At 35.9% G+C, this 20,192-nt stretch carries 15 protein-coding genes and 1 riboswitch; of the genes, 14 read left to right on the top strand and 1 reads right to left on the bottom strand.

Annotation, left to right across the window (positions count from 1 at the left end; all coding sequences use genetic code 11):
• Nucleotides 1-8: 8 nt before the first annotated feature.
• From ilvB to HZI73_RS17355, 10 genes are all read left to right on the top strand, one after another.
• Complete coding sequence (ilvB, locus tag HZI73_RS17400) at nucleotides 9-1,670, top strand: biosynthetic-type acetolactate synthase large subunit (RefSeq protein WP_212694646.1); 1,662 nt, start codon at nucleotides 9-11, stop codon at nucleotides 1,668-1,670.
• Between the two features lie 584 nt (nucleotides 1,671-2,254).
• Nucleotides 2,255-3,340, top strand: coding sequence for a 3-phosphoserine/phosphohydroxythreonine transaminase (serC, locus tag HZI73_RS17395; RefSeq protein WP_212694645.1), 1,086 nt, complete (start codon nucleotides 2,255-2,257; stop codon nucleotides 3,338-3,340).
• Between the two features lie 89 nt (nucleotides 3,341-3,429).
• A complete protein-coding gene (locus HZI73_RS17390; protein ID WP_212694644.1) occupies nucleotides 3,430-4,593 on the top strand; it encodes a phosphoglycerate dehydrogenase in 1,164 nt (387 codons plus the stop codon).
• A gap of 286 nt (nucleotides 4,594-4,879) precedes the next feature.
• Nucleotides 4,880-5,917: an FtsH protease activity modulator HflK gene (gene hflK / locus HZI73_RS17385; RefSeq protein WP_212694643.1), complete on the top strand. Its 1,038-nt coding sequence runs from the start codon at nucleotides 4,880-4,882 to the stop codon at nucleotides 5,915-5,917.
• Between the two features lie 9 nt (nucleotides 5,918-5,926).
• On the top strand, nucleotides 5,927-6,856 hold the full coding sequence (locus HZI73_RS17380; protein WP_212694642.1) for an SPFH domain-containing protein: 930 nt from the start codon (nucleotides 5,927-5,929) through the stop codon (nucleotides 6,854-6,856).
• Between the two features lie 412 nt (nucleotides 6,857-7,268).
• Complete coding sequence (gene glgB, locus HZI73_RS17375; protein WP_212694641.1) at nucleotides 7,269-9,461, top strand: 1,4-alpha-glucan branching protein GlgB; 2,193 nt, start codon at nucleotides 7,269-7,271, stop codon at nucleotides 9,459-9,461.
• Nucleotides 9,462-9,483: 22 nt separating this feature from the next.
• A complete protein-coding gene (locus tag HZI73_RS17370) occupies nucleotides 9,484-9,711 on the top strand; it encodes a DUF2164 domain-containing protein (RefSeq protein ID WP_212694640.1) in 228 nt (75 codons plus the stop codon).
• 150 nt (nucleotides 9,712-9,861) lie between these two features.
• On the top strand, nucleotides 9,862-11,142 hold the full coding sequence (locus HZI73_RS17365) for a hemolysin family protein (RefSeq protein ID WP_212694639.1): 1,281 nt from the start codon (nucleotides 9,862-9,864) through the stop codon (nucleotides 11,140-11,142).
• Between the two features lie 476 nt (nucleotides 11,143-11,618).
• Nucleotides 11,619-12,422, top strand: coding sequence for a carbohydrate-binding protein (locus tag HZI73_RS17360; protein WP_212694638.1), 804 nt, complete (start codon nucleotides 11,619-11,621; stop codon nucleotides 12,420-12,422).
• Nucleotides 12,423-12,772: 350 nt separating this feature from the next.
• A complete protein-coding gene (locus HZI73_RS17355) occupies nucleotides 12,773-14,146 on the top strand; it encodes a glycoside hydrolase family 5 protein (protein WP_246552197.1) in 1,374 nt (457 codons plus the stop codon).
• 98 nt (nucleotides 14,147-14,244) lie between these two features.
• Here HZI73_RS17355 and HZI73_RS17350 read toward each other — a convergent pair whose 3' ends face one another.
• Complete coding sequence (locus HZI73_RS17350) at nucleotides 14,245-15,531, bottom strand: homocysteine synthase (RefSeq protein WP_334300209.1); 1,287 nt, start codon at nucleotides 15,529-15,531, stop codon at nucleotides 14,245-14,247.
• A 320-nt stretch (nucleotides 15,532-15,851) separates the two neighbouring features.
• Nucleotides 15,852-15,951: riboswitch (SAM riboswitch) on the bottom strand.
• Between the two features lie 118 nt (nucleotides 15,952-16,069).
• On the opposite strand from HZI73_RS17350, the gene HZI73_RS17345 reads away from it, so the two are divergent.
• The 4 genes from HZI73_RS17345 to HZI73_RS17330 all read left to right on the top strand — a co-directional run bounded on the left by HZI73_RS17345 (nucleotide 16,070) and on the right by HZI73_RS17330 (nucleotide 20,113).
• Nucleotides 16,070-17,503: a TldD/PmbA family protein gene (locus tag HZI73_RS17345; protein WP_212694636.1), complete on the top strand. Its 1,434-nt coding sequence runs from the start codon at nucleotides 16,070-16,072 to the stop codon at nucleotides 17,501-17,503.
• Nucleotides 17,503-18,792, top strand: a complete 1,290-nt coding sequence (locus tag HZI73_RS17340) for a metallopeptidase TldD-related protein (RefSeq protein ID WP_212694635.1) — start codon at nucleotides 17,503-17,505, stop codon at nucleotides 18,790-18,792. Before HZI73_RS17345 ends, HZI73_RS17340 begins: the two co-directional genes overlap by 1 nt.
• 80 nt (nucleotides 18,793-18,872) lie before the next feature.
• Nucleotides 18,873-19,094 carry a hypothetical protein gene (locus tag HZI73_RS17335; RefSeq protein ID WP_212694634.1) on the top strand — a complete coding sequence of 74 codons (222 nt, stop codon included), beginning with the start codon at nucleotides 18,873-18,875 and terminating at the stop codon, nucleotides 19,092-19,094.
• Between the two features lie 284 nt (nucleotides 19,095-19,378).
• Entirely contained in the window at nucleotides 19,379-20,113 is a 735-nt protein-coding gene (locus HZI73_RS17330; protein ID WP_212694633.1) for a ZIP family metal transporter, read from the top strand.
• Nucleotides 20,114-20,192 lie beyond the last annotated feature (79 nt).

Genomic DNA, 20,192 nt, shown 5'->3' with positions numbered 1-20,192 from the left:
TGACATACATGATATTATCAGGAGCAGAAATTGTCATTGAATGTTTAAAAGAGCACCAAGTGGATACGGTATTTGGTTATCCAGGTGGAGCTGTTCTCAATATATATGATGAAATTTATAAGAATGCGGATAGCATTACCCATATACTCACCTCCCATGAACAAGGTGCGGCTCATGCAGCAGATGGTTATGCCCGTTCAACAGGCAAAGTAGGTGTTGTGATTGCCACATCAGGACCAGGTGCAACGAATTTGGTAACAGGTATAGCCACAGCCTATATGGATTCTGTGCCTATGGTTGCCATAACAGGGAATGTACCCGTATCCTTATTAGGAAGAGATAGTTTCCAAGAGGTGGATATTACAGGCGTGACCATGCCCATAACGAAGCACAATTACATTGTAAAAGATGTCAATGAATTAGCGGATATTATGCGAGAGGCTTTTTATATCGCTAAGGAAGGTCGACCCGGACCTGTACTCATTGATATCCCAAAAGATGTGACCATTAATAAAGTTGATTATGAGGCTGCAGTACCAAAAGAAGTAAAAAGATGTTCTAAGCACATTACAGAGGATTCTATAAAAGAGGCCATAGCACGTATTAAAGCATCTAAAAAACCCTATATCTATGCAGGTGGTGGCGTTGTCATTTCAGATGCTGCTACAGAGTTAGAAAGCTTTGCTAAAAAGGTGCATGCACCTGTCACATGTAGTTTAATGGGGATAGGCGGCTATCCTGGAAGAGATGAGCTCTATACAGGTATGGTTGGTATGCACGGTTCCAAAGCAAGTAATATCGGTGTAACGAATTGTGACTTGCTGATTGTTGTAGGTGCGAGGTTCAGTGACCGTGTTATTGGTAAAGCAGATAAGTTTGCCAATGGGGCTACAGTGCTTCAGATAGACGTTGACCCAGCTGAGGTTAACAAAAATATAATAAGTCATCATGCTGTCATTGGTGATATTAAAAAGGTATTACGCGTTCTGAATGAACGTCTTGATCAACAAGACCATAAGGAGTGGTTAGCAGAAATAGGTGAGATCAAAGACAAATACCCTCTTAAATATTCAGGTGACGGATTAAGCGCACAATACGCTATAGAAAAGATTGATGAATTGACAAAAGGCGAAGCAATTATCACCACAGAAGTTGGTCAGCATCAGATGTGGGCTGGACAGTTTTATAAGTTTAGTGAGCCAAAAAAATTCTTAACATCTGGCGGACTTGGAACAATGGGTTATGGCTTTGGAGCTTGTATTGGTGCAAAAGTAGGTAATCCAGATACCACAGTTATTAACATTGCTGGGGATGGAAGTTTTCGTATGAACTTCAATGAATTATTGACAGCTGTACGCCATAACATTAAAGTTATCGTATTTGTTATTAACAATGGTGTATTAGGGATGGTTAGACAATGGCAGACATTATTCTATGATGAAAGATATTCTTTTACAACACTTAATCAAGACCTTGATTATGTCAAACTTGCGGAATCCATGGGAGCTGTTGGTTTTGACATTACAACAAAAGATGAAGTGGAAGAAGTCCTCAAAAAAGCCTTAGATGAAATCAGACCTGTTATCATCAATTGTATGATTGATAAAGATGACAAGGTATTTCCAATGGTTGCACCAGGAAAACCCATTGATAACGTTATGGTAGAATAGCTTATAATCTCTCTTCTCATGGATAGACCGTTAAACTTAAGCAGAATATTTATGTGGTAATAACATATGTTAGACACTATATTTCATGGACAGAAGATATGCATGATTAAGCTTTGTAATAGACATACTTAATAGCTGTATATCTTCTTTCAATTATAAAAAGCATGCATTCTTTTACTATAGTTTGAAAGAATGTAAACATGAACTTTCTTTTCTTTTTTTAATAAAATGGGAATGATTAATTAACAATGCAAAGAAATTCTACTTATGATTATTTTTATAGTTGACGGGTGTTGCTATTTGTAATATAGTATATTTAACGATTTAACATACTAAATTAAAGTGTATGACCTATATTGGATAACTATTTTTTAGGCTAACTTGTGATAGATGGGCTTTTTATTTGAGGCTGCATATGCAAAAACACTTGTTATGCTGAATTATATGAATATTTTGTTGAAAGTAAGAAAAAAGTGTCTGTCTTGCAAAGACATGAATAAGCATATGATTTTCCATAGCTAACAAGCTAGGCTTTTAGATGGTGGAAAGTTCATATAAAAAAATGAGTCTGGAGTGATGAGATAATGAAGAGAGTTTATAATTTTTCAGCAGGACCATCTATGTTACCTTTAGAAGTACTGGAACAAGCATCAAAAGAAATGACAAGCTACGGTGATACAGGCATGTCCGTTATGGAGATGAGCCATCGCTCAAAGGCTTATCAAGAGATTATTGATACCACAGAAGCCACTCTAAGAGAAATCATGGCCATTCCTGATAACTACAAGGTGCTATTCCTACAAGGTGGAGCATCAACCCAATTTGCTATGATACCACTTAATTTAATGAATGGCTCCAATAAAGCAGATTTCGTTAACACAGGTGCATGGACTAAGAAAGCCATTGCTGAAGCTAAAAAATATGGTCAAGTAAATGTATTGGCATCATCAGAAGATCAGACATATAATTATATTCCAAAGCTTGATAAAAGTACATTTACACCAGATGCTGATTATTTTTACATTGCAAGTAACAATACGATTTATGGCACGAAAATGAATGCATTACCAGACACAGGCGACGTACCGATTGTAGCAGATATGTCTTCTAATATTTTATCAGAAGAGATGGATGTATCCAAGTACGGTGTCATATTCGCAGGTGCTCAGAAAAACATGGGACCAGCAGGTGTAACCATCGTGATCATTCGTGAAGACTTAATTGGAAACGCTATGGACATAACACCAACCATGTTAAACTACAAAACACATGCAGACAAAGGTTCTATGTTTAATACACCACCTACTTATAGTATCTATATAGCAGGTCTTGTATTCAAGTGGATTAAAGATATGGGTGGCGTAAAAGCTATCCAAGCAAGAAATGAAGAAAAAGCTTCACTTCTATATGACTATTTCGATAGCAGCAAACTGTTCAAAGGTACAGTTGTGAAAGAAGACCGTTCTCTTATGAACATCCCTTTCGTACTACCTACAGATGAACTCAATGCAAAGTTTATTGCAGAAGCTGCTAAGCGTGATTTTGTTAACTTAAAAGGTCACCGTTCAGTTGGTGGCATGCGTGCAAGTATCTATAACGCTATGCCAGTTGAAGGTGTTAAAAAGTTAGTAGAATTTATGAAGGAATTTGAAGCGGAGCATGCCGAATAACTAAAGGTACCCTAAGAACAGAAGTGTTATTGTTGATCATCAATTCTAAGCGGTATCTTTAGCAACAGTTTCAGAAAGGATGAGTCAAGTTGTTTAAGATAAAGACGCTAAACAAAATTGCTGCAGAGGGTCTTAACTTAATGGAGGATAATTATCAACTAGTCGATGAAGAGAACGTAGACGGTATACTGCTTAGAAGTTATAAGATGCATGATATGGATTTACCAGATACATTAGATGCTGTTGGACGTGCAGGTGCAGGTGTCAACAACATACCAATAGACAAATGCTCTGAAAAAGGTGTTGTTGTCTTCAATACGCCAGGTGCTAATGCAAACGGTGTAAAAGAACTGGTTATAGCAGGTTTACTTCTTGCGTCCAGGGATATTGTAGGTGCTGTCAAATGGGCAGATACGTTATGTGAAAAGGGCGATGAAGTACCTAAGATGGTAGAAGCAGGCAAATCAAATTTTGCAGGCCCAGAAATCAAAGGCAAAACACTGGGTGTTATTGGCCTTGGAGCCATTGGTGTATTGGTGGCTAACGTGGCTAAGTCCTTGGGTATGAAAGTATTAGGTTACGACCCATTCATATCCATTGATTCAGCATGGAATCTAAGCCGTTCCATTCGAAAATCAGATAGCCTAGAGGATCTATTGGCTCAGGCAGATTATGTAACATTGCATGTGCCTTTAATCGATGCCACTAAAGGTATGATTAATAAAGAAAAGATTGAATGTATGAAAGATCAAGTACGTATCTTGAACTTTTCTCGAGCAGGACTATGTCATGAGGATGATTTAGCAGAAGCGTTAGCATCAGGTAAAGTTGCAAGATATGTCACGGACTTTCCTAATGAAAAAACACTCCATATGTCTAATGTGATCTGTATCCCTCATTTAGGTGCTTCCACACCTGAATCAGAAGTGAATTGTGCAGTTATGGCTGTTAGGCAATTAATGGATTATATGGACAACGGTAATATAACCAATTCGGTTAACTATCCAGCATGTGATATGGGGGTATGCCATGCTACAGGTAGAATAGCAGTTAACCACAAGAACGTACCTTACATGGTAAGTAACATTACCAAGGCTCTTGCAGATAAGAACATTAATATAGCGGATATGATTAATAAAAGTAAGAAAGATTGGGCTTACACCTTAATTGATGTGGAAAGTACCATTACGGATGATATTGTTAACGAATTAAAAGCTATTGAAGGTGTTGTTAAGGTAAGAGTTATCAAATAAGCTAATATAGCTTAACATAGCATGCTATAGATAGATGTATATGTTACAAGATAATACATAGCCAGCATACAGCAGTATGCTGGCTGTTTTTGTTCAATGGGCATCATCTAATCATAAATATTGTGCAATATGCTAAATTAAATTATTGTTAAAGAGTTTAAACAATGCATTGTGCATAATGGTGTTAAATGGTTTTTGTCAAAAAGATAAATTTAACAGTTTGTTCATAAATAAAAATGGAACTTATGTTATAATATTATCATTTCCATAAAGGAGGGAGCAACATATGAACGATCAATTTAATAATCAAAAACGCGAAGATGTGATAGATGTTAATTTTAATAAGTTCAAAAAAGGAGCTAAGAAATATGTCGTAGTTATCATTATTGTTTTATTAGTAGCATTCATTGGATTGAACAGTTTTTATATGGTTGATAGTAGAGAAAATGCTGTTGTCTTACGTTTTGGTCAAGTATCTAAGGTGGTAACAAGCGCAGGTCTGAATTTTAAAGTGCCTATAGCCGATACTGTCAGAAAAGTACCTACTGAAAAGGTATTTGAGATGGAGTATGGGTTCAAAACCGCTTTACAAGGAACAAGTAATACAAATCCTGAGTATACCACATCCAATGATGAGGCAAAAGTCATCGTTGATGGTGCGAATAACAATGCATCTTTAATTATGTTAAGTCTTATTGTGCAATATAAAATTGATGACCCAAGGGATTACCTTTTTAATGTGGATGATGTAGAAGGAACATTGCGGTTAGCTCTAGAAGATGCTGTTCGTAATAGTTATCAAACATTTACATTAGATGATGCAAGAACAAATAAAGAAATGATAGATAATGCTATCTTACCAGAAATACAGAAAAAGCTTGAAAATTATGGAGCAGGAATACTTATTACCACGGTTAAAACTCAAAATGTTGAGTTGTTACCAGCTGTTGATGAAGCATATCGACAAAAAGAGAATGCAAACCAATACATGAAAGGTAAATTAGAAGAAGCAGAAAAGTATAATAATACCATTATCCCTCAAGCGCAAGCAGAAGCTCAAAAAATTGAACAAGAAGCTTTTGGTTATAGAGCTGAAGTGATTGCAAATGCAAAAGCAGCTGTTGCTCAATATGATGCATTATACGATGAGTATTTAACGAATCCAGAAATCGTTAAAGAAAAATACTATATTGAAGCCATGCAGAATTTTGTTACCCAAAATAACATTGTATTGGATCTTACTAACGAGTCCGATATCTATAAATTCTTTAATCTGGAAAATGAAGATGTCATTAAACAACAAGTCACAGAGAAAGATAATTAGGGGGTGTGGATGATGAAGAAAAAGCATATTGTTATGTTAGTTGTATTATTTTTAGCGATTATCGGTATTAGCTCATCTGCTTATATTATATATGAAGATGAAGTTGCAGTGGTAAAACAGTTAGGAAAAATTAAAACGGTCATCATCAACTCATCAGATAAGACTGATGTAGCCGAAAATCTTAAGCTTAATAAAAATGATTCTGTTACCATTGAGGCATCAAAAGGTTTGCATTTTAAAATACCACTATTCCAAGAAGTAATCAAATATGATGCCAAGTATTTGACCTATAAATCCAGACAAGAAAAAATAAATACCAAAGATAATAGGTCCCTTGATATTCAGATGTATGCACAATATCGTATTATTGACCCTGCAAAGTTTAATCAAGCTGTTATTGCAGTAAGCAGAGCTAATCCCATCATGGATAAAAGACTATATCCTGTTGTTATTCAATCTGCTAACCAACTTGTATTTAACGATTTCTTTCAAAATGAAGTACTTGAACAACACATTGATGAAAAATTACAAGGGTTAAATACGCAGCTATTAAAGGATTTTGGAATCTATGTAACAGACGTTGGGGTAAATAGAAAGACGTTTCCACAAGATAATGTGCCCAGTATAGAAGCAAAGATGTCTAAGCAGATTGAAAAAGAAAGTGAAAAATACATTGCCGAAGGTGATTCAGCATATCAAAAAGCAAAAGCTTCAACCGATCGTCAAAGAAAAGAAATCATTGCAACGGCTGTTGAAGTAGCGGCCTTAACAAAAGCCGAAGCGGATGCAGAAGCCATTAAGATTTACCAAGAATCACTAAAAAAAGACCTTAGTTTTTACAAGTTTATTCAAAGAATGAACATCTATACAGACATGCGGGATACCACCATTTTCTTAGATAAAGACAATGATTTACTCGAGTATATTAATGGTTATTAATAAATAAGCTATGTGAAAAGCAGTGAGGTAAAACTTGCTGCTTTTTTATTGTATAGAAGTTATACATTGGATAAATTTAGAAACAATACATAACAGGTCACTGGTGATGTCAATCTAAAACCCAATATTACCAATAACATATAAGGAATTTTACAACCTCATTTTGTCAATACTTTAAAGTGTACATTTCTATGAGAGACAAGCTACTAGGGATACATATAATTATAGGTATGTGTAACAAAGCTTCCATTAATCGATGAAAATAATAGGCATAAATTTAAAAAATAATCGTAGAATATAAGAGGTTGTACGAATAGCTACAACCCTATGAGTAGACGATAAAAATTAAAGAAATTTTAATTTTATAAAATGCCTTACTCATGATAAAATATAAAGCAATAGGGTGATTAAGATGAAAGAATATATTCATGTAAAAGAAATGCAAGCTATTATCCATGGAAACCACCAGAACCCACATCATATACTTGGCATACATCCTTATAAAGATTATTATTATATCAATGTATTCTGGCCTTTCGCATCAGAAATCTATGTGGAAGATATCCAAACGGGTGTAAAAACCAAAATGGAAAAAATCCACCATGCAGGTTTTTATACAGTTACAGTTCATGAAAAGATAAGTTATCGCTACTATATGAAGAATTTAGAAGGGCATAAGTGGTATCTGGAAGACCCTTATAACCATGACATTCAATTAGGTGACATTGATTTACACTTGTATGGGCAAGGTACTCATTATGAAATCTATAATAAACTTGGCGCTCATGTAACGAAGATTGACGGTATAGAAGGTGTTTTATTTGCCGTATGGGCTCCCAATGCAGAACGGGTCAGCGTTGTAGGGGACTTTAATCATTGGGATGGACGCGTTAACCCTATGCGTGCCCTTGGTCATTCTGGTATCTATGAGCTATTTATACCTTCTATAGCTGTAGGAGAAATCTACAAGTATGAGATTAAGGCAAAAAATGGTGCTCTGTTAATGAAAGCAGACCCTTATGGTTTTTATGCAGAGGTACGTCCCAATACCGCATCTAGAGTTGTTGATATCGATCATTATCAATGGCATGATGCACCATGGCTTGAAACGAGAAGTGATCACGACCCATTAAAAAGCCCTATATCTGTCTATGAAGTGCATCTGGGTTCTTGGAAGAGGGACGAAAATGGAGACTTCCTTAATTACAGGGAGCTGGCTCATCAATTAGTGGCCTATGTGAAAGAAATGGGTTATACACATATCGAACTACTACCCATTGCAGAACATCCCTATGATGGTTCGTGGGGTTATCAAGTAGTAGGCTATTATGCAGTAACCAGCAGGTATGGCACACCTGATGATTTCATGTACTTTGTGGATTATTGTCACCAACATGGTATAGGTGTTATTCTTGATTGGGTACCTGCGCATTTTCCAAGAGATGAACATGGTTTGTATACTTTTGACGGTACAGCCCTATATGAACACGAAGATGCCCGAAAAGGTGAACACCCCCATTGGGGAACCATGATTTTTAACTATGGACGGCATGAAGTCAGTAATTTTTTAATCGCTAATGCACTCTTTTGGTTTGATAAGTATCACATTGACGGTCTAAGGGTTGATGCGGTTGCATCCATGCTGTATTTAGATTATGGCAAAGATTATGACGAATGGATACCTAATCATGAAGGCGGTAGAGAAAATATCGAAGCCATGGCATTTCTTAGGCATATGAATGCGGTTGTATATGAGAAGTACCCCCATATTATGATGATTGCAGAGGAATCGACGGCATGGGAAGGTGTATCGCGACCTGTTTATCTTGGTGGACTAGGATTTGGTTTAAAATGGAACATGGGTTGGATGAATGACTTTCTGCGCTACATGGAAAAAGACCCCATTCATCGTCAATATCACCATCATGACTTAACTTTTAGTATGGTATACGCTTATACTGAAAATTTTATGCTGGTCTTATCTCATGATGAAGTCGTTCATGGAAAAGCTTCCATGATTGGTAAAATGCCAGGGGATTATTGGCAAAAATTTGCTAATTTACGAGCAGCCTATGGTTTTATGTTTGCTCACCCAGGTAAGAAACTCTTGTTTATGGGGAATGATATTGCCCAATTTGATGAATGGAGTGAGAAGCAAAGCTTAGATTGGCATTTGTTAGGCTATGATAGCCATCAAAGGATGAAAACATATATCAAAGATCTCAATCACTTATACAGAGATGAAGTTGCATTTTGGTACGATGATTTTACCCCAGAAGGTTTTGAGTGGATTAACTGTTGTGATGCACAAGCATGTATGGTTTCTTTTGTGAGAAAAGGTAAACACATAGAAGATACCCTTGTGATTGTCTGTAACTTTACACCTGTTCCTCGAACCATGCACCGTATTGGTGTTCCCTATTTAGGCACATATAAGGAAATCATGAATAGTGATGCTGTCATATATGGTGGGAGCGGTGTGGTTAATCGAGGTGCATTAGATAGTTTGGATAAAGAATGGGATGATCGACAATACGCATTGGATATACAAGTACCGCCATTAGGCGTGATTATCTTGAAATATCAAGGTATAATAGAAGAATGATAAAAAAAGGGAGAGAATACCAATGAAAAGTAAAATTGAATTATCAAAAGAAAAACAAGACGTTATCAAAGGGTTGATTAAAGAATTTTTCCTTGAGGAAAGAGACGAAGAAATCGGTGATTTAGCTGCCATACTGCTCATGGAGTTTATCCTCCAAGAGGTTGGACCGGTTATTTACAATCAAGCCATAGGGGATTGTATTAAGTCCATGACAGAAAAAGTAGATGAGTTATATGGGTTAGAAATATAAGATGAATGGTCACCTAATAATAAAAAAATAAGAAACATGCAAAAAGAAAAATAACTATTTGACATAACGTTCCAATAGATTTAAAATAATGATTAGGTAAAAATGAAGGAAGGGGAAAAGAAAATTTCATAGAAACGAGAGGAGTAATGTATGCAGACCCAGTTATTTTTTCTAATACTATTAGTAGGTGGTTCTAGTTTCTTTTCAGCATCAGAGATATCTTTGTTTGGTATCACCAATTCTAAGTTAAAAGTCATGATGGAGAACAAGAATAAGAACGTGGATATTATTGCTAAGCTGTTAAGTAGCCGTGAGCGACTACTTGCCGTTATTCTACTTGGTAATAACATTGTGAACATATCAGCCGCATCACTGGCAACTGCTTTTTTTGCACAATTATTAAAACCTGTTAACATGGATAATTATGGTCCCATTTTAGCAACAGTTGTTATGACAATTGTTATCCTTGTTTTTGGGGCAGTATTACCCAAAACCATGGCAAGTCAAAATCCAGAAAAGGTGGCTCAATTTATTGCCAAACCTTTATACTTAATTTACAAGGTGTTAAGTCCTATAGCTCAACCTCTTAATAAATTCGTTACACGTATCACCACAAAAGCTCACGATGAAGAGGAAGAAAAGAAAGTGGTTAACTTGGTAACCAAAGAGGAATTACAAGCCATGGCTGACATATCACTTGAAACAGGCGGGGTTAATAAAGAACAAAATGAATTTATTAAAGGTGTGCTTAATCTATCCTCTTTAAAAGTAAAAGATGTCATGACCCATAAGATGGACCTCTGTTACATAGATGAAACATCCACCATTGAACATATTCGCTGCTATATGGATAAGGGATACTCTCACTTACCTGTATGTGCATCGGATAATAAACAGAAAATTATTGGTATCCTTCATGTCAGAAACATTGCCTACATTGACCGAGTTGAAGATATCAATATACTAGAAATAATGTCTGAACCATTCTTTATCAGCAATACCATGATTGTGGAAAATCTGCTAAGTGTTTTTAAAGAAAACCATAGACAAGTAGCTGTCGTAACTGATGAGTTTGGTGAGGTTGCAGGTATTGTAACCATTGAAGACGTGTTAGAAGAAATTGTAGGCGATATAGCCGATGAATATGATGTGAAAGAAGAGAAGACATTTGCCATAGATGATGGTAAAACTGTTGTATTTGGTAACATGAAGTTATCGGAATTCAACAAACAATTCCAAACAAAATACCAATCACAACATTCTACAACAATAGGTGGCTTTATCCAAGAGCAAATACCGACGATTCCATACATCAATGAAACCATTGAAATAGATGACTATGTGCTTAAAATAATTGGTGTAGAGAATAACTGCGTCATGAAAGTAGAAGTCAGTCAGGTTGATGAAGTAGAAGAAGAGAAAATTTCTTGATGAAAAAGTATGGAAAATAATAGGCAATTGACATAAAACTTATTTAGTGTATCAATAATAAAAATAGCAGTGACGTATGCTTAGCAGCATAAATTGCTGCTATTTTTCTATTCAACGTATTCCTTTGTATTCCCCTTTATCATCGGTAATAGAATACATACCAATAGAGAATAATAAATTAAACGTTTAACAAAAATATTATATTATTAAGAAAAGTATTGCGGTAAATTAATTATTAATATATAATATATATATAAATTGTTTGGATAAAGGCATTAAATACACTAATAAATAAATTTTTTTTTGAAAATAATTGTTAAACGTTTAAATAAATTATTTTAGTATGTTATATGCATATCAACTATTTTCTACAGATATTAATAGGATAGTATGACCTAGTACAATACTATGCCTTTGAAATATATGCTTTAGTAAAGTGTCCAATTTGACACGACAATAAATAAGGAGGATTTGAAATGAAAAAAAAGCTCAAGAGAAATGCAATTGCTGTTATCATGTGTCTTACTTTCATGTTGACTTTTAATGGACTACATATACAGGCTGATACAACCCATGTTCAGTTGTTTTCTTCAAAACTCATGACTACTTATACCAACCAAGGACAAATTACTGGTTATTATACAACAGGGTATATCTATATTAATAATCTAGATTATAACAAAAATGTTATTGTCCATTATACCTATGATGGTATGAATTGGATGGATCAAACGGCAACGTATATGAAAACGTTAGCGGACGGGTCGGAAGTATGGTCTTATTCAACGCCACATCAAGCCTACTCACCTGCACATCAATATACATATAACTGTCAATTTGCAATAAAATATGAGGTGAATGGTCATACATATTGGGATAATAATGGTGGTAATGATTATTTCCTTCAAAACAGCAGTACCAGTTCAAATGCAACAAACATCTTATCTAAAAGTGTTGTGAAGCTAAATAGGGCAGGGAGATCTTCCAATTCTATTTATGGTTCCATCATTTTGAAAGACTTAGGGTATGATAAAGTGGTTAAAGTACGCTATACCACAGATGGCTGGCAAACATTCCATGAAACAGATGCTTATTATCAACCTTCCTCTGAAACCGGTGTAGAAGTATGGGAATTTAATACGATTAAAAACAGTTATATTCCTTGGAGTAGTGGTGGACAATATGTGATTAGGTATATTGTAAACGGTGTCACTTATTGGGACAATAATTTTGGTGATAATTACAGTTTTTCGCCAACACAAGACCCTAATATACCTTAAAACCTTATAGTAAAGGCTCATGTAAGCAGATAAAGATTGAGTTAATCTTTATCTGCTTTTTATGATGTAAGATAATAGAATATAGCGGTGCATTTATCATGTACGAATAGCACGAATGTCAGGATAAAAATTTGGGGAAAACTAAACATGTCATCTCTGATATATCTTCGGGTTTATGTAAAAATATAAATAAGTTACAAAAATATTCTACTATTTTAGATAAACGTACAAAAATAAATAATATTATAGAAATAACTTGCGTAATATGGTATGATAACATCATGAACCTCTACATTTTATTGATAGTGCATCAGGTGCGGTTCTACAATTAAAGACAAAAGGGTGATCATATGAAGAAAAAAGGAATTGTTTGTTTACTAGTAACAATGCTATTACTAACAGTTGGACTTCATGATGCAACTTTTGCTAAAATGTCTACCAATGGTACAATGACTAATGTACTTACACAAGAGTCGGGAACGGTGCAAGTTGAACCCCAGTCTACAGCTTTTGTAGGGGATGATGATTGGCTCCATGTAGAAGGCAATCAAATAGTGGATAAGCACGGTAATCCTGTTTGGTTAACTGGAACAAATTGGTTTGGGTTTAATACGGGAACCAATTGTTTTGACGGTATTTGGACCTGTAACATGAAAGAAGCTTTAGACGAGATGGCTAATCGGGGCATCAATATTCTAAGAGTGCCCATATCCACAGAAATTTTACATCAATGGTCCAATGGCATATATCCAAGACCAAATGTGAATACATATACAAATCCAGAGTTAGAGGGTAAAAATAGCCTGGAAATATTCGATGCTTTTCTTCAAATTTGTAAAACAAATGGTATGAAAGTCATGTTAGATGTACACAGTGCAAAAACAGACGCTATGGGACACTTTCATCCGCTTTGGTACCACGACCATATCACAACAGAAATATTTTATGAAACATGGGAATGGGTAGCCAATCGCTATAAAAATGATGATACCATCCTGGCATTTGATTTACAAAATGAGCCTCATGGAAAGGCTTATCAAAGTGGAGCGTCAGCTATCTGGAATGACTCCAACTCTGTTAATAATTGGAAAAAGGTAGCAGAAATCTGTGCTAAGAGAATTCTAGCCATTAACCCTAATGTACTCATTATTGTTGAAGGTATTGAAACGTATCCTAAGGAAGGGTTTGATTATACCAGCAATCAAGAAAAAGACTATTATGGTTATTGGTGGGGTGGTAACCTAAGAGGTGTAAAAGATTATCCCATAGATCTTGGAACAGGACAAAAACAACTGGTTTATTCACCTCATGATTATGGACCAGATGTGCATCAACAAAGCTGGTTTTATCCTGGATTTAATCAAAATACTTTATACCAGGATGTTTGGAAAGACAATTGGGCTTACATTATGGAAGATCAAATAGCACCTTTATTTGTTGGCGAATGGGGTGGCAGTTTGAATGGCGACAACGGTATTTGGATGCACGCCATTAGAGATTATATGATTCAAAACAAAATTCATCATACTTTCTGGTGTTACAATGCTAATTCAGGTGATACAGGTGGATTAGTGGATTATTCCTTTATTAAGTGGGACGAAGAGAAATATAATTTCTTAAAATCCGCTCTATGGCAAAATAGCCAAGGTCAATTCATTGGATTAGACCATAAGCAGCCATTAGGTAATAACGGTATAACCATAACAGCATTTTATAATCAATGATGTTAGCTGTATCACATGCTATATCCAGTCATTTTTAAAAACAAACCTCTTTGGTAAACTTTATACCAGAGAGGTTTGTTAATGTCTAAAAACCAGTACTATATCAATGCTAGAGCTTGTTCTAAATCAACAATTAAATCATGGGCATCTTCAATACCCACTGAAATCCTCACCATATCCTTGGTAATGCCTGCTTCTTGTTGTTGTTCATCGCTTAATTGCTGGTGGGTTGTTGTTGCAGGGTGTATGATTAAGGATTTAGCATCTGCTACATTAGCCAGGTGTGAGAAGATTTCTAAATGATTTATCAATGTCTTTGCGGATTCAATACCACCTTTTATACCAAAGGTAAAGATTGCTCCAGCACCTTTTGGCAAGTACTTCTGGGCTAAATCATAATAGGTATTATTCTGAAGGCTGGGGTAATTCACCCATTCAATCTTGGGATGTTTTTTAAGAAACTGGGCAACTGCCTTAGCATTTTCCACATGTTTAGCCATTCTTAAGGATAATGTCTCTAATCCCTGTAAAAACAAGAAGGCATTAAAAGGGCTAATGGCTGCGCCTGTATCCCGAAGTAAGGTAACTCTTGCTTTAACAATGTATGCAAGATTCTTAAGAGCTTCTGAGTACACAATACCGTGGTAACTTGGGTCAGGTGTGGTGAAGGTTGGAAATTTGCCGCTTGCAGCCCAATCAAAATTGCCTGAATCCACAATAACTCCGCCAATAGAGGTACCATGACCACCAATAAATTTAGTAGCTGAATGAACAACTATATCGGCACCATAATCAATAGGTCGAACCAAATACGGGGTAGCAAAGGTATTATCAATAATTAATGGAATATGATGATCGTGAGCCACTTTTGCCACAGCTTCAATATCTATAACATTAATGCGCGGATTACCAATGGTTTCCACATAGATTGCTTTGGTGTTAGGTGTAATAGCCTTCGTAAAATTTTGCACATGATCTGGGTCCACAAAATGGGTAGTAATACCAAAACGAGGTAACGTGTTGGCAAGTAGATTATACGTACCGCCATAGAGTGTATTAGCAGCCACTATATCATCACCTGTTCCAGCAATATTGGTAATGGCATAGGTGATAGCCGCTGAACCGGAGGCTACAGCTAGAGCGCCCACACCACCTTCTAAGGCAGCAATACGTTGTTCAAACACATCTGTTGTAGGGTTCATGATACGTGTGTAGATATTACCAGACTCACTTAGATTAAAGAGATTAGCCCCATGGTCAAAATCTTGAAATGCATAAGATGTTGTCTGATAAATGGGTACTGCTCGAGCACCTGTTGTGGGATCTGCTTGTTGTCCTCCATGCACTTGAATGGTGTCAAAACGATATGTTTTACTCATATTCATCTCTCCTTTTTTACTGTAAAGCATTAAAGCGATGTTTGTAAAGTAACAAAAGATACAATACCCTATCATCTATAGCTTTTTATCTACATAATTATAATATTCCTGTAGTAGCTAACTCCATGATAGTGGTATCCAAAAAATAATACATTTAATCCAGTTATAGAGAAAAAAATGAACCAGTGAGACAGATATTTATCTAAGTAAAATAGCATACATATTTCAGTATGAATCATGACGATAAAGGCTCACTGTCTAATTAAAGGTGGATAAAAGAAAAACTCCTATAAATGAATAGGAGTATAAGATATCGTCTTTATCTCCTCTTATCTTTCAGCTATTGCTGATGGAATTAGCACCTTGTACCTTGGTACAGGTTGCCGGGCTTCACAGGGCCAGTCCCTCTGCCACTCTCTATAAGAGATTAATTTCAGATATCATAACACAGATATTTTAGTCTGTCAAATAAAATTATAAAAAATTTGGAGTAAACATCATAACTATAATTTGGGGTTAGAAAAAAAGATAGGGAGATGAAAGGATGCAAGTAAAGTTATCGGATAATTTAAACCGGCATATGCAGCTCATGAAAAGATTGGTGGATATGCTGGATAAGGATTTTGACTATGTATCAATACTTGGTACAGATGTGTCCAGTAGAGTTTACAGTGTAAGGACAACAGGTGAATCCGTACAGGATTTTCAGTACTTTCTAGAGTGTGGTTATGTGGTTCGCGTATACAATGGAAGGAACTATTCTGAACACTCCTTCAATGAATTTTCTGAGGCATTATTAAAAGGGATCTATGAAGACATCTTAGCAGTCGGTCAAGCTAAGTTTCAGCGACTTAAAAAAGAGGGTATGCCCATTAATGGCTATGCTAAGTTGGAAGAAGCATTTGTCCAGAAAGCATTTCACAGTGAACTAGAAATTGAACCTGCTACAGTGACAGCACAAGAGAAATTGGAGAAATTAACAGCTATTATGCATAAAGGCTTGAAGATGTCTAATGAACTTGTTGATGTACGTGTTTCTTATCACGAGACACAGGTATCCAAGGTGTTCATATCCAAAAACAAAGAATTAAGTCAAAGTTATACTTACACCAATGGTTTAATTGTACCATTAGCTAAGCGAGGGAATAATGTGCAATATTCTTTTGATACCATATCCGGTCTAAAAGGTGTTGAATTACTGGATGAATTAGAAGAAAAGTGCCAAGGTGTGGTTGACGAAGCCATTGCTTTATTAGATGCAGAACGTGTTGAGCCTGGTGAATATGATATTATTTGTAATCCAAAAGTGACAGGGGTTATTGCTCATGAAGCATTTGGTCACGGTGTAGAAACAGACATGTTTGTGAAAGACCGTGCAAAAGCTCCAGAATACATGAATAAGCAAGTAGCAGCACCTATGGTTACCATGAAAGACGGGGTAAAATCATATCCATGCCCATCCAGTTATTTCTTTGATGATGAAGGGACCATTGGCAATGATACCGTTATTATTCAAGATGGTATGCTTAAGTCGGGTATATCCGATATATTATCAGCAAATGTTTTGGAAACCAAACCTACTGGAAATGGTAGAAGAGAAAGCTTCGAACGAAAAGCTTATGCAAGAATGACCAATACATACTTTGAAAGTGGTAAGGATGAGCTAAGTGACATGATTGCATCCATTAAACATGGGTATTTATTAGAAAATATACGTAGTGGTATGGAAGACCCAAAAAATTGGGGAATTCAGGTTGTTGTTCATCTGGGTCGAGAAATCAAAGATGGAAAGTTAACAGGAAAAATTATATCACCTGTATTTTTAACAGGCTATGTGCCCGAACTTCTACAGTCCATTACCATGATGTCCAAGGACTTTGAATTATCAGGGTCTGGGGCATGTGGGAAAGGGCATAAAGAAGTTATTAAGACCACAGATGGTGGACCTTATATAAAAGCCAAAGGGAGGTTAGCGTAATGATAGATGTGATTAAGGGATTACTAGAGAACAATGCCCATCTATCCGATTGGAGTATTCATGAAACCCATACCATTTCGGAAGAATTATTTTTTATTAAAAAAGCCTTGGATATGAATCGTACGAAGGATGTTAGGCACTACCGTATTACGGTATATGTAGATATAAATGAGGATGATAAAACATATACAGGTATGGCATCTTACCGTCTTCACCCAACAATGAATAAAGAAGAAATTGCTCAAGTCATTGAGAATGCCGCCTTTTCAGCTAGATTTGCTAAAAATAAAGCTTTTCAACTGGTAGACCCATCGGATATGCAAGTGACAACATCTGATCAACTATCGAAATCAGAGCTTACAGATGGTATACTTGCTATAAGAGATCAGTTATACAAATCGGACCATTATGATAAGGGCTTTATTAACTCATCTGAAATATTTGTTAATCATGCCTATCATCGTATAATGAATTCAAGAGGTGTTGATGTATCGTACCAAAATCAGTCATGTGCTTTAGAAGTACTGACCCAGTGGAAGGAAGCAAAGGAAGATGTGGAAATCTATGAAGAGTATAACTATACGGATTATCACACAGCCATTGAAGAACGTATTGAAGAGCAGTTGATGCGGGCAAAAGATAAAGCCATAGCCAGGCCCATGCCTCTTTTAAAAGACATACCCATTATTATGAGGGCTACAGAAGTCAGAGAGATCCTTAACTATTATGTGAGGCACGCTAATGCCATGAGTGTGTATGAAGGAGTCTCCCAATTCAAGACAGGCACCTCCATTCAAGGAGATGTAAAAGGGGATTATGTGAATATAACCCTTAATCCAATGATGGAAAACTCAACAAAATCGTCTCCAGTTGATAGTGATGGCATGATATTATCAACGTTTAATCTTATTACAGATGGCATTCTCAATGATTATCATGGGAGCAATCAATATGCCCAATATTTAGGTATCGAGCCCACTGGCCACATACAAAATATGGAAGTTGGCTCAGGTTCAAAATCTTATGGACAGATAATAAAAGAACCTCATATTGAAATCCTTTCCTTTTCATCTTTCGATATGGAAAGTGTTTCAGGTAGTTTTGGTGGAGAGATACGATTAGCGCGTTATTTTGATGGTGAAAACCATGCTGTGTTTACAGGCGGTTCATTATCAGCTAACATCAAGGAAGTACAAGAAAAGATGTATTTTACAAAGGAAATGGAACAAGTTGATTATTATCGAGGTCCAAAAGCGCTAACATATGTGGGTTATATAGCTTCTGCTTAATGGGTATCTTTTGGAAATAATGAAAAAGACTTTGTATAAAGGCGGAAAATCGTTTATAATAGGGGTAGGAGGTGGAAGCCATGAGGAAAAACTTGCGCTTACTATCCAACATTGCATTCTATAGTGCCATTGCCGTATCTGTCTTTGCACTAGGAAAAACTTATTATGACCGAAGTCAATTACCAGCAGGTACATGCCCAGTTGATAGTAATAATCATTTGTTAACGATTGGGATTGTTCTCATCATCGTTTACCTATTAATCAGCGGCATCGAGTGGTGGTTAAAGAAAAAAGAACAATAAAAGATTCATATTACCTGGCTTGGCAATATGAATCTTTTTTAGTGTATTTATTGAGTAGAGTAAGTACAACACCTAACAAAGATGCAAGGATTAGTAATTTTTTCACCATATAACCTCCTCAGTTCATTAAGCTGATAAGTACATTATAGAGCTTGTTTATTAAGTGGATGTAAAAGAATGATTAAAGATACATTAAATTACGGATAGAAGCTTGCTTTTCTAATATAATAGAATAGGTCATACTCTTACCCCTTTCATAATATACTTTTTAAGAAAGAGGTGAGATGATGGGAAATGCGTTTTCTTTTATAGTCAGTTTAAGTACAGGTGCTATTGGTTTAACACTTGGCGTTTTTTTGACTTATTCGTTATCCAGTAAAGGCAAAAGATTTGAAGGCATGATGCTTGCTTTTACTGCAGGGCTTATGTTATCCATTGTGTGTTTTGAACTTCTACCAAAAGCATTTGAGGTAGGGGGATTAGAGATTGGTTTGTTGGGTATATGCATAGGTATTGGTATGGTCATTTTGATTGAACAGTATCTGGACCATCACAAACATGAGCGTATGCGTTATGACAATATGTACATAAGGCGAGCTATTTTATTAGCCATTGCTTTTTCCATTCATAATATACCAGAAGGTATAGCTATTGGGTCCATGCTCTCACTTTCTCCAGAAGAAGGGTTGTACTTTGCATTTGCTATATTGGTGCATAATGTTCCAGAAGGTATGATCATTGCATTACCATTAAAAAAAAGTAAGGTTAGCCTATGGTATGCCATCATTATCATCGCTATAATTAGTTTATTTATGGGTCTTGGCGCTATGGTTGGTGTTTCTCTAAGCAATATATCACAGATGTATATATCCCTGTCTTTAGCTATAGCAAGTGGTATCATGCTCTATGTGACAACTGGGGAAATTATTGTCAAATCCATGAATCAGTGGAAAGGTCGCTCTATTTCGTTAACCATCATATTAGGTATTTTACTGGGTGTAATCCTTTCTCGCCATTAAAAAAATAATCATCGTAAATTCTAGCCATTAGTCCAATACATTTATGCTATAGACGAGCATCTAATGATAACCATGTCTT

This window comes from Vallitalea pronyensis (genome assembly GCF_018141445.1).
Classification (GTDB): Bacteria; Bacillota; Clostridia; order Lachnospirales; family Vallitaleaceae; genus Vallitalea; species Vallitalea pronyensis.
This window is presented reverse-complemented; position numbering and strand designations above follow the sequence as displayed.

Excerpts from the sequence above, each read along its gene's own strand:
- HZI73_RS17355 (WP_246552197.1), top strand. The coding sequence starts at position 12,773 with ATGAAGAAAAAAGGAATTGTTTGTTTACTAGTAACAATGCTATTACTA.
- HZI73_RS17340 (WP_212694635.1), top strand. The coding sequence starts at position 17,503 with ATGATAGATGTGATTAAGGGATTACTAGAGAACAATGCCCATCTATCC.
- HZI73_RS17330 (WP_212694633.1), top strand. The coding sequence starts at position 19,379 with ATGATGGGAAATGCGTTTTCTTTTATAGTCAGTTTAAGTACAGGTGCT.
- ilvB (WP_212694646.1), top strand. The coding sequence starts at position 9 with ATGATATTATCAGGAGCAGAAATTGTCATTGAATGTTTAAAAGAGCAC.
- serC (WP_212694645.1), top strand. The coding sequence starts at position 2,255 with ATGAAGAGAGTTTATAATTTTTCAGCAGGACCATCTATGTTACCTTTA.
- hflK (WP_212694643.1), top strand. The coding sequence starts at position 4,880 with ATGAACGATCAATTTAATAATCAAAAACGCGAAGATGTGATAGATGTT.
- HZI73_RS17335 (WP_212694634.1), top strand. The coding sequence starts at position 18,873 with ATGAGGAAAAACTTGCGCTTACTATCCAACATTGCATTCTATAGTGCC.
- HZI73_RS17360 (WP_212694638.1), top strand. The coding sequence starts at position 11,619 with ATGAAAAAAAAGCTCAAGAGAAATGCAATTGCTGTTATCATGTGTCTT.
- HZI73_RS17365 (WP_212694639.1), top strand. The coding sequence starts at position 9,862 with ATGCAGACCCAGTTATTTTTTCTAATACTATTAGTAGGTGGTTCTAGT.
- HZI73_RS17350 (WP_334300209.1), bottom strand. The coding sequence starts at position 15,531 with ATGAATATGAGTAAAACATATCGTTTTGACACCATTCAAGTGCATGGA.
- HZI73_RS17370 (WP_212694640.1), top strand. The coding sequence starts at position 9,484 with ATGAAAAGTAAAATTGAATTATCAAAAGAAAAACAAGACGTTATCAAA.
- HZI73_RS17380 (WP_212694642.1), top strand. The coding sequence starts at position 5,927 with ATGATGAAGAAAAAGCATATTGTTATGTTAGTTGTATTATTTTTAGCG.
- HZI73_RS17345 (WP_212694636.1), top strand. The coding sequence starts at position 16,070 with ATGCAAGTAAAGTTATCGGATAATTTAAACCGGCATATGCAGCTCATG.
- glgB (WP_212694641.1), top strand. The coding sequence starts at position 7,269 with ATGAAAGAATATATTCATGTAAAAGAAATGCAAGCTATTATCCATGGA.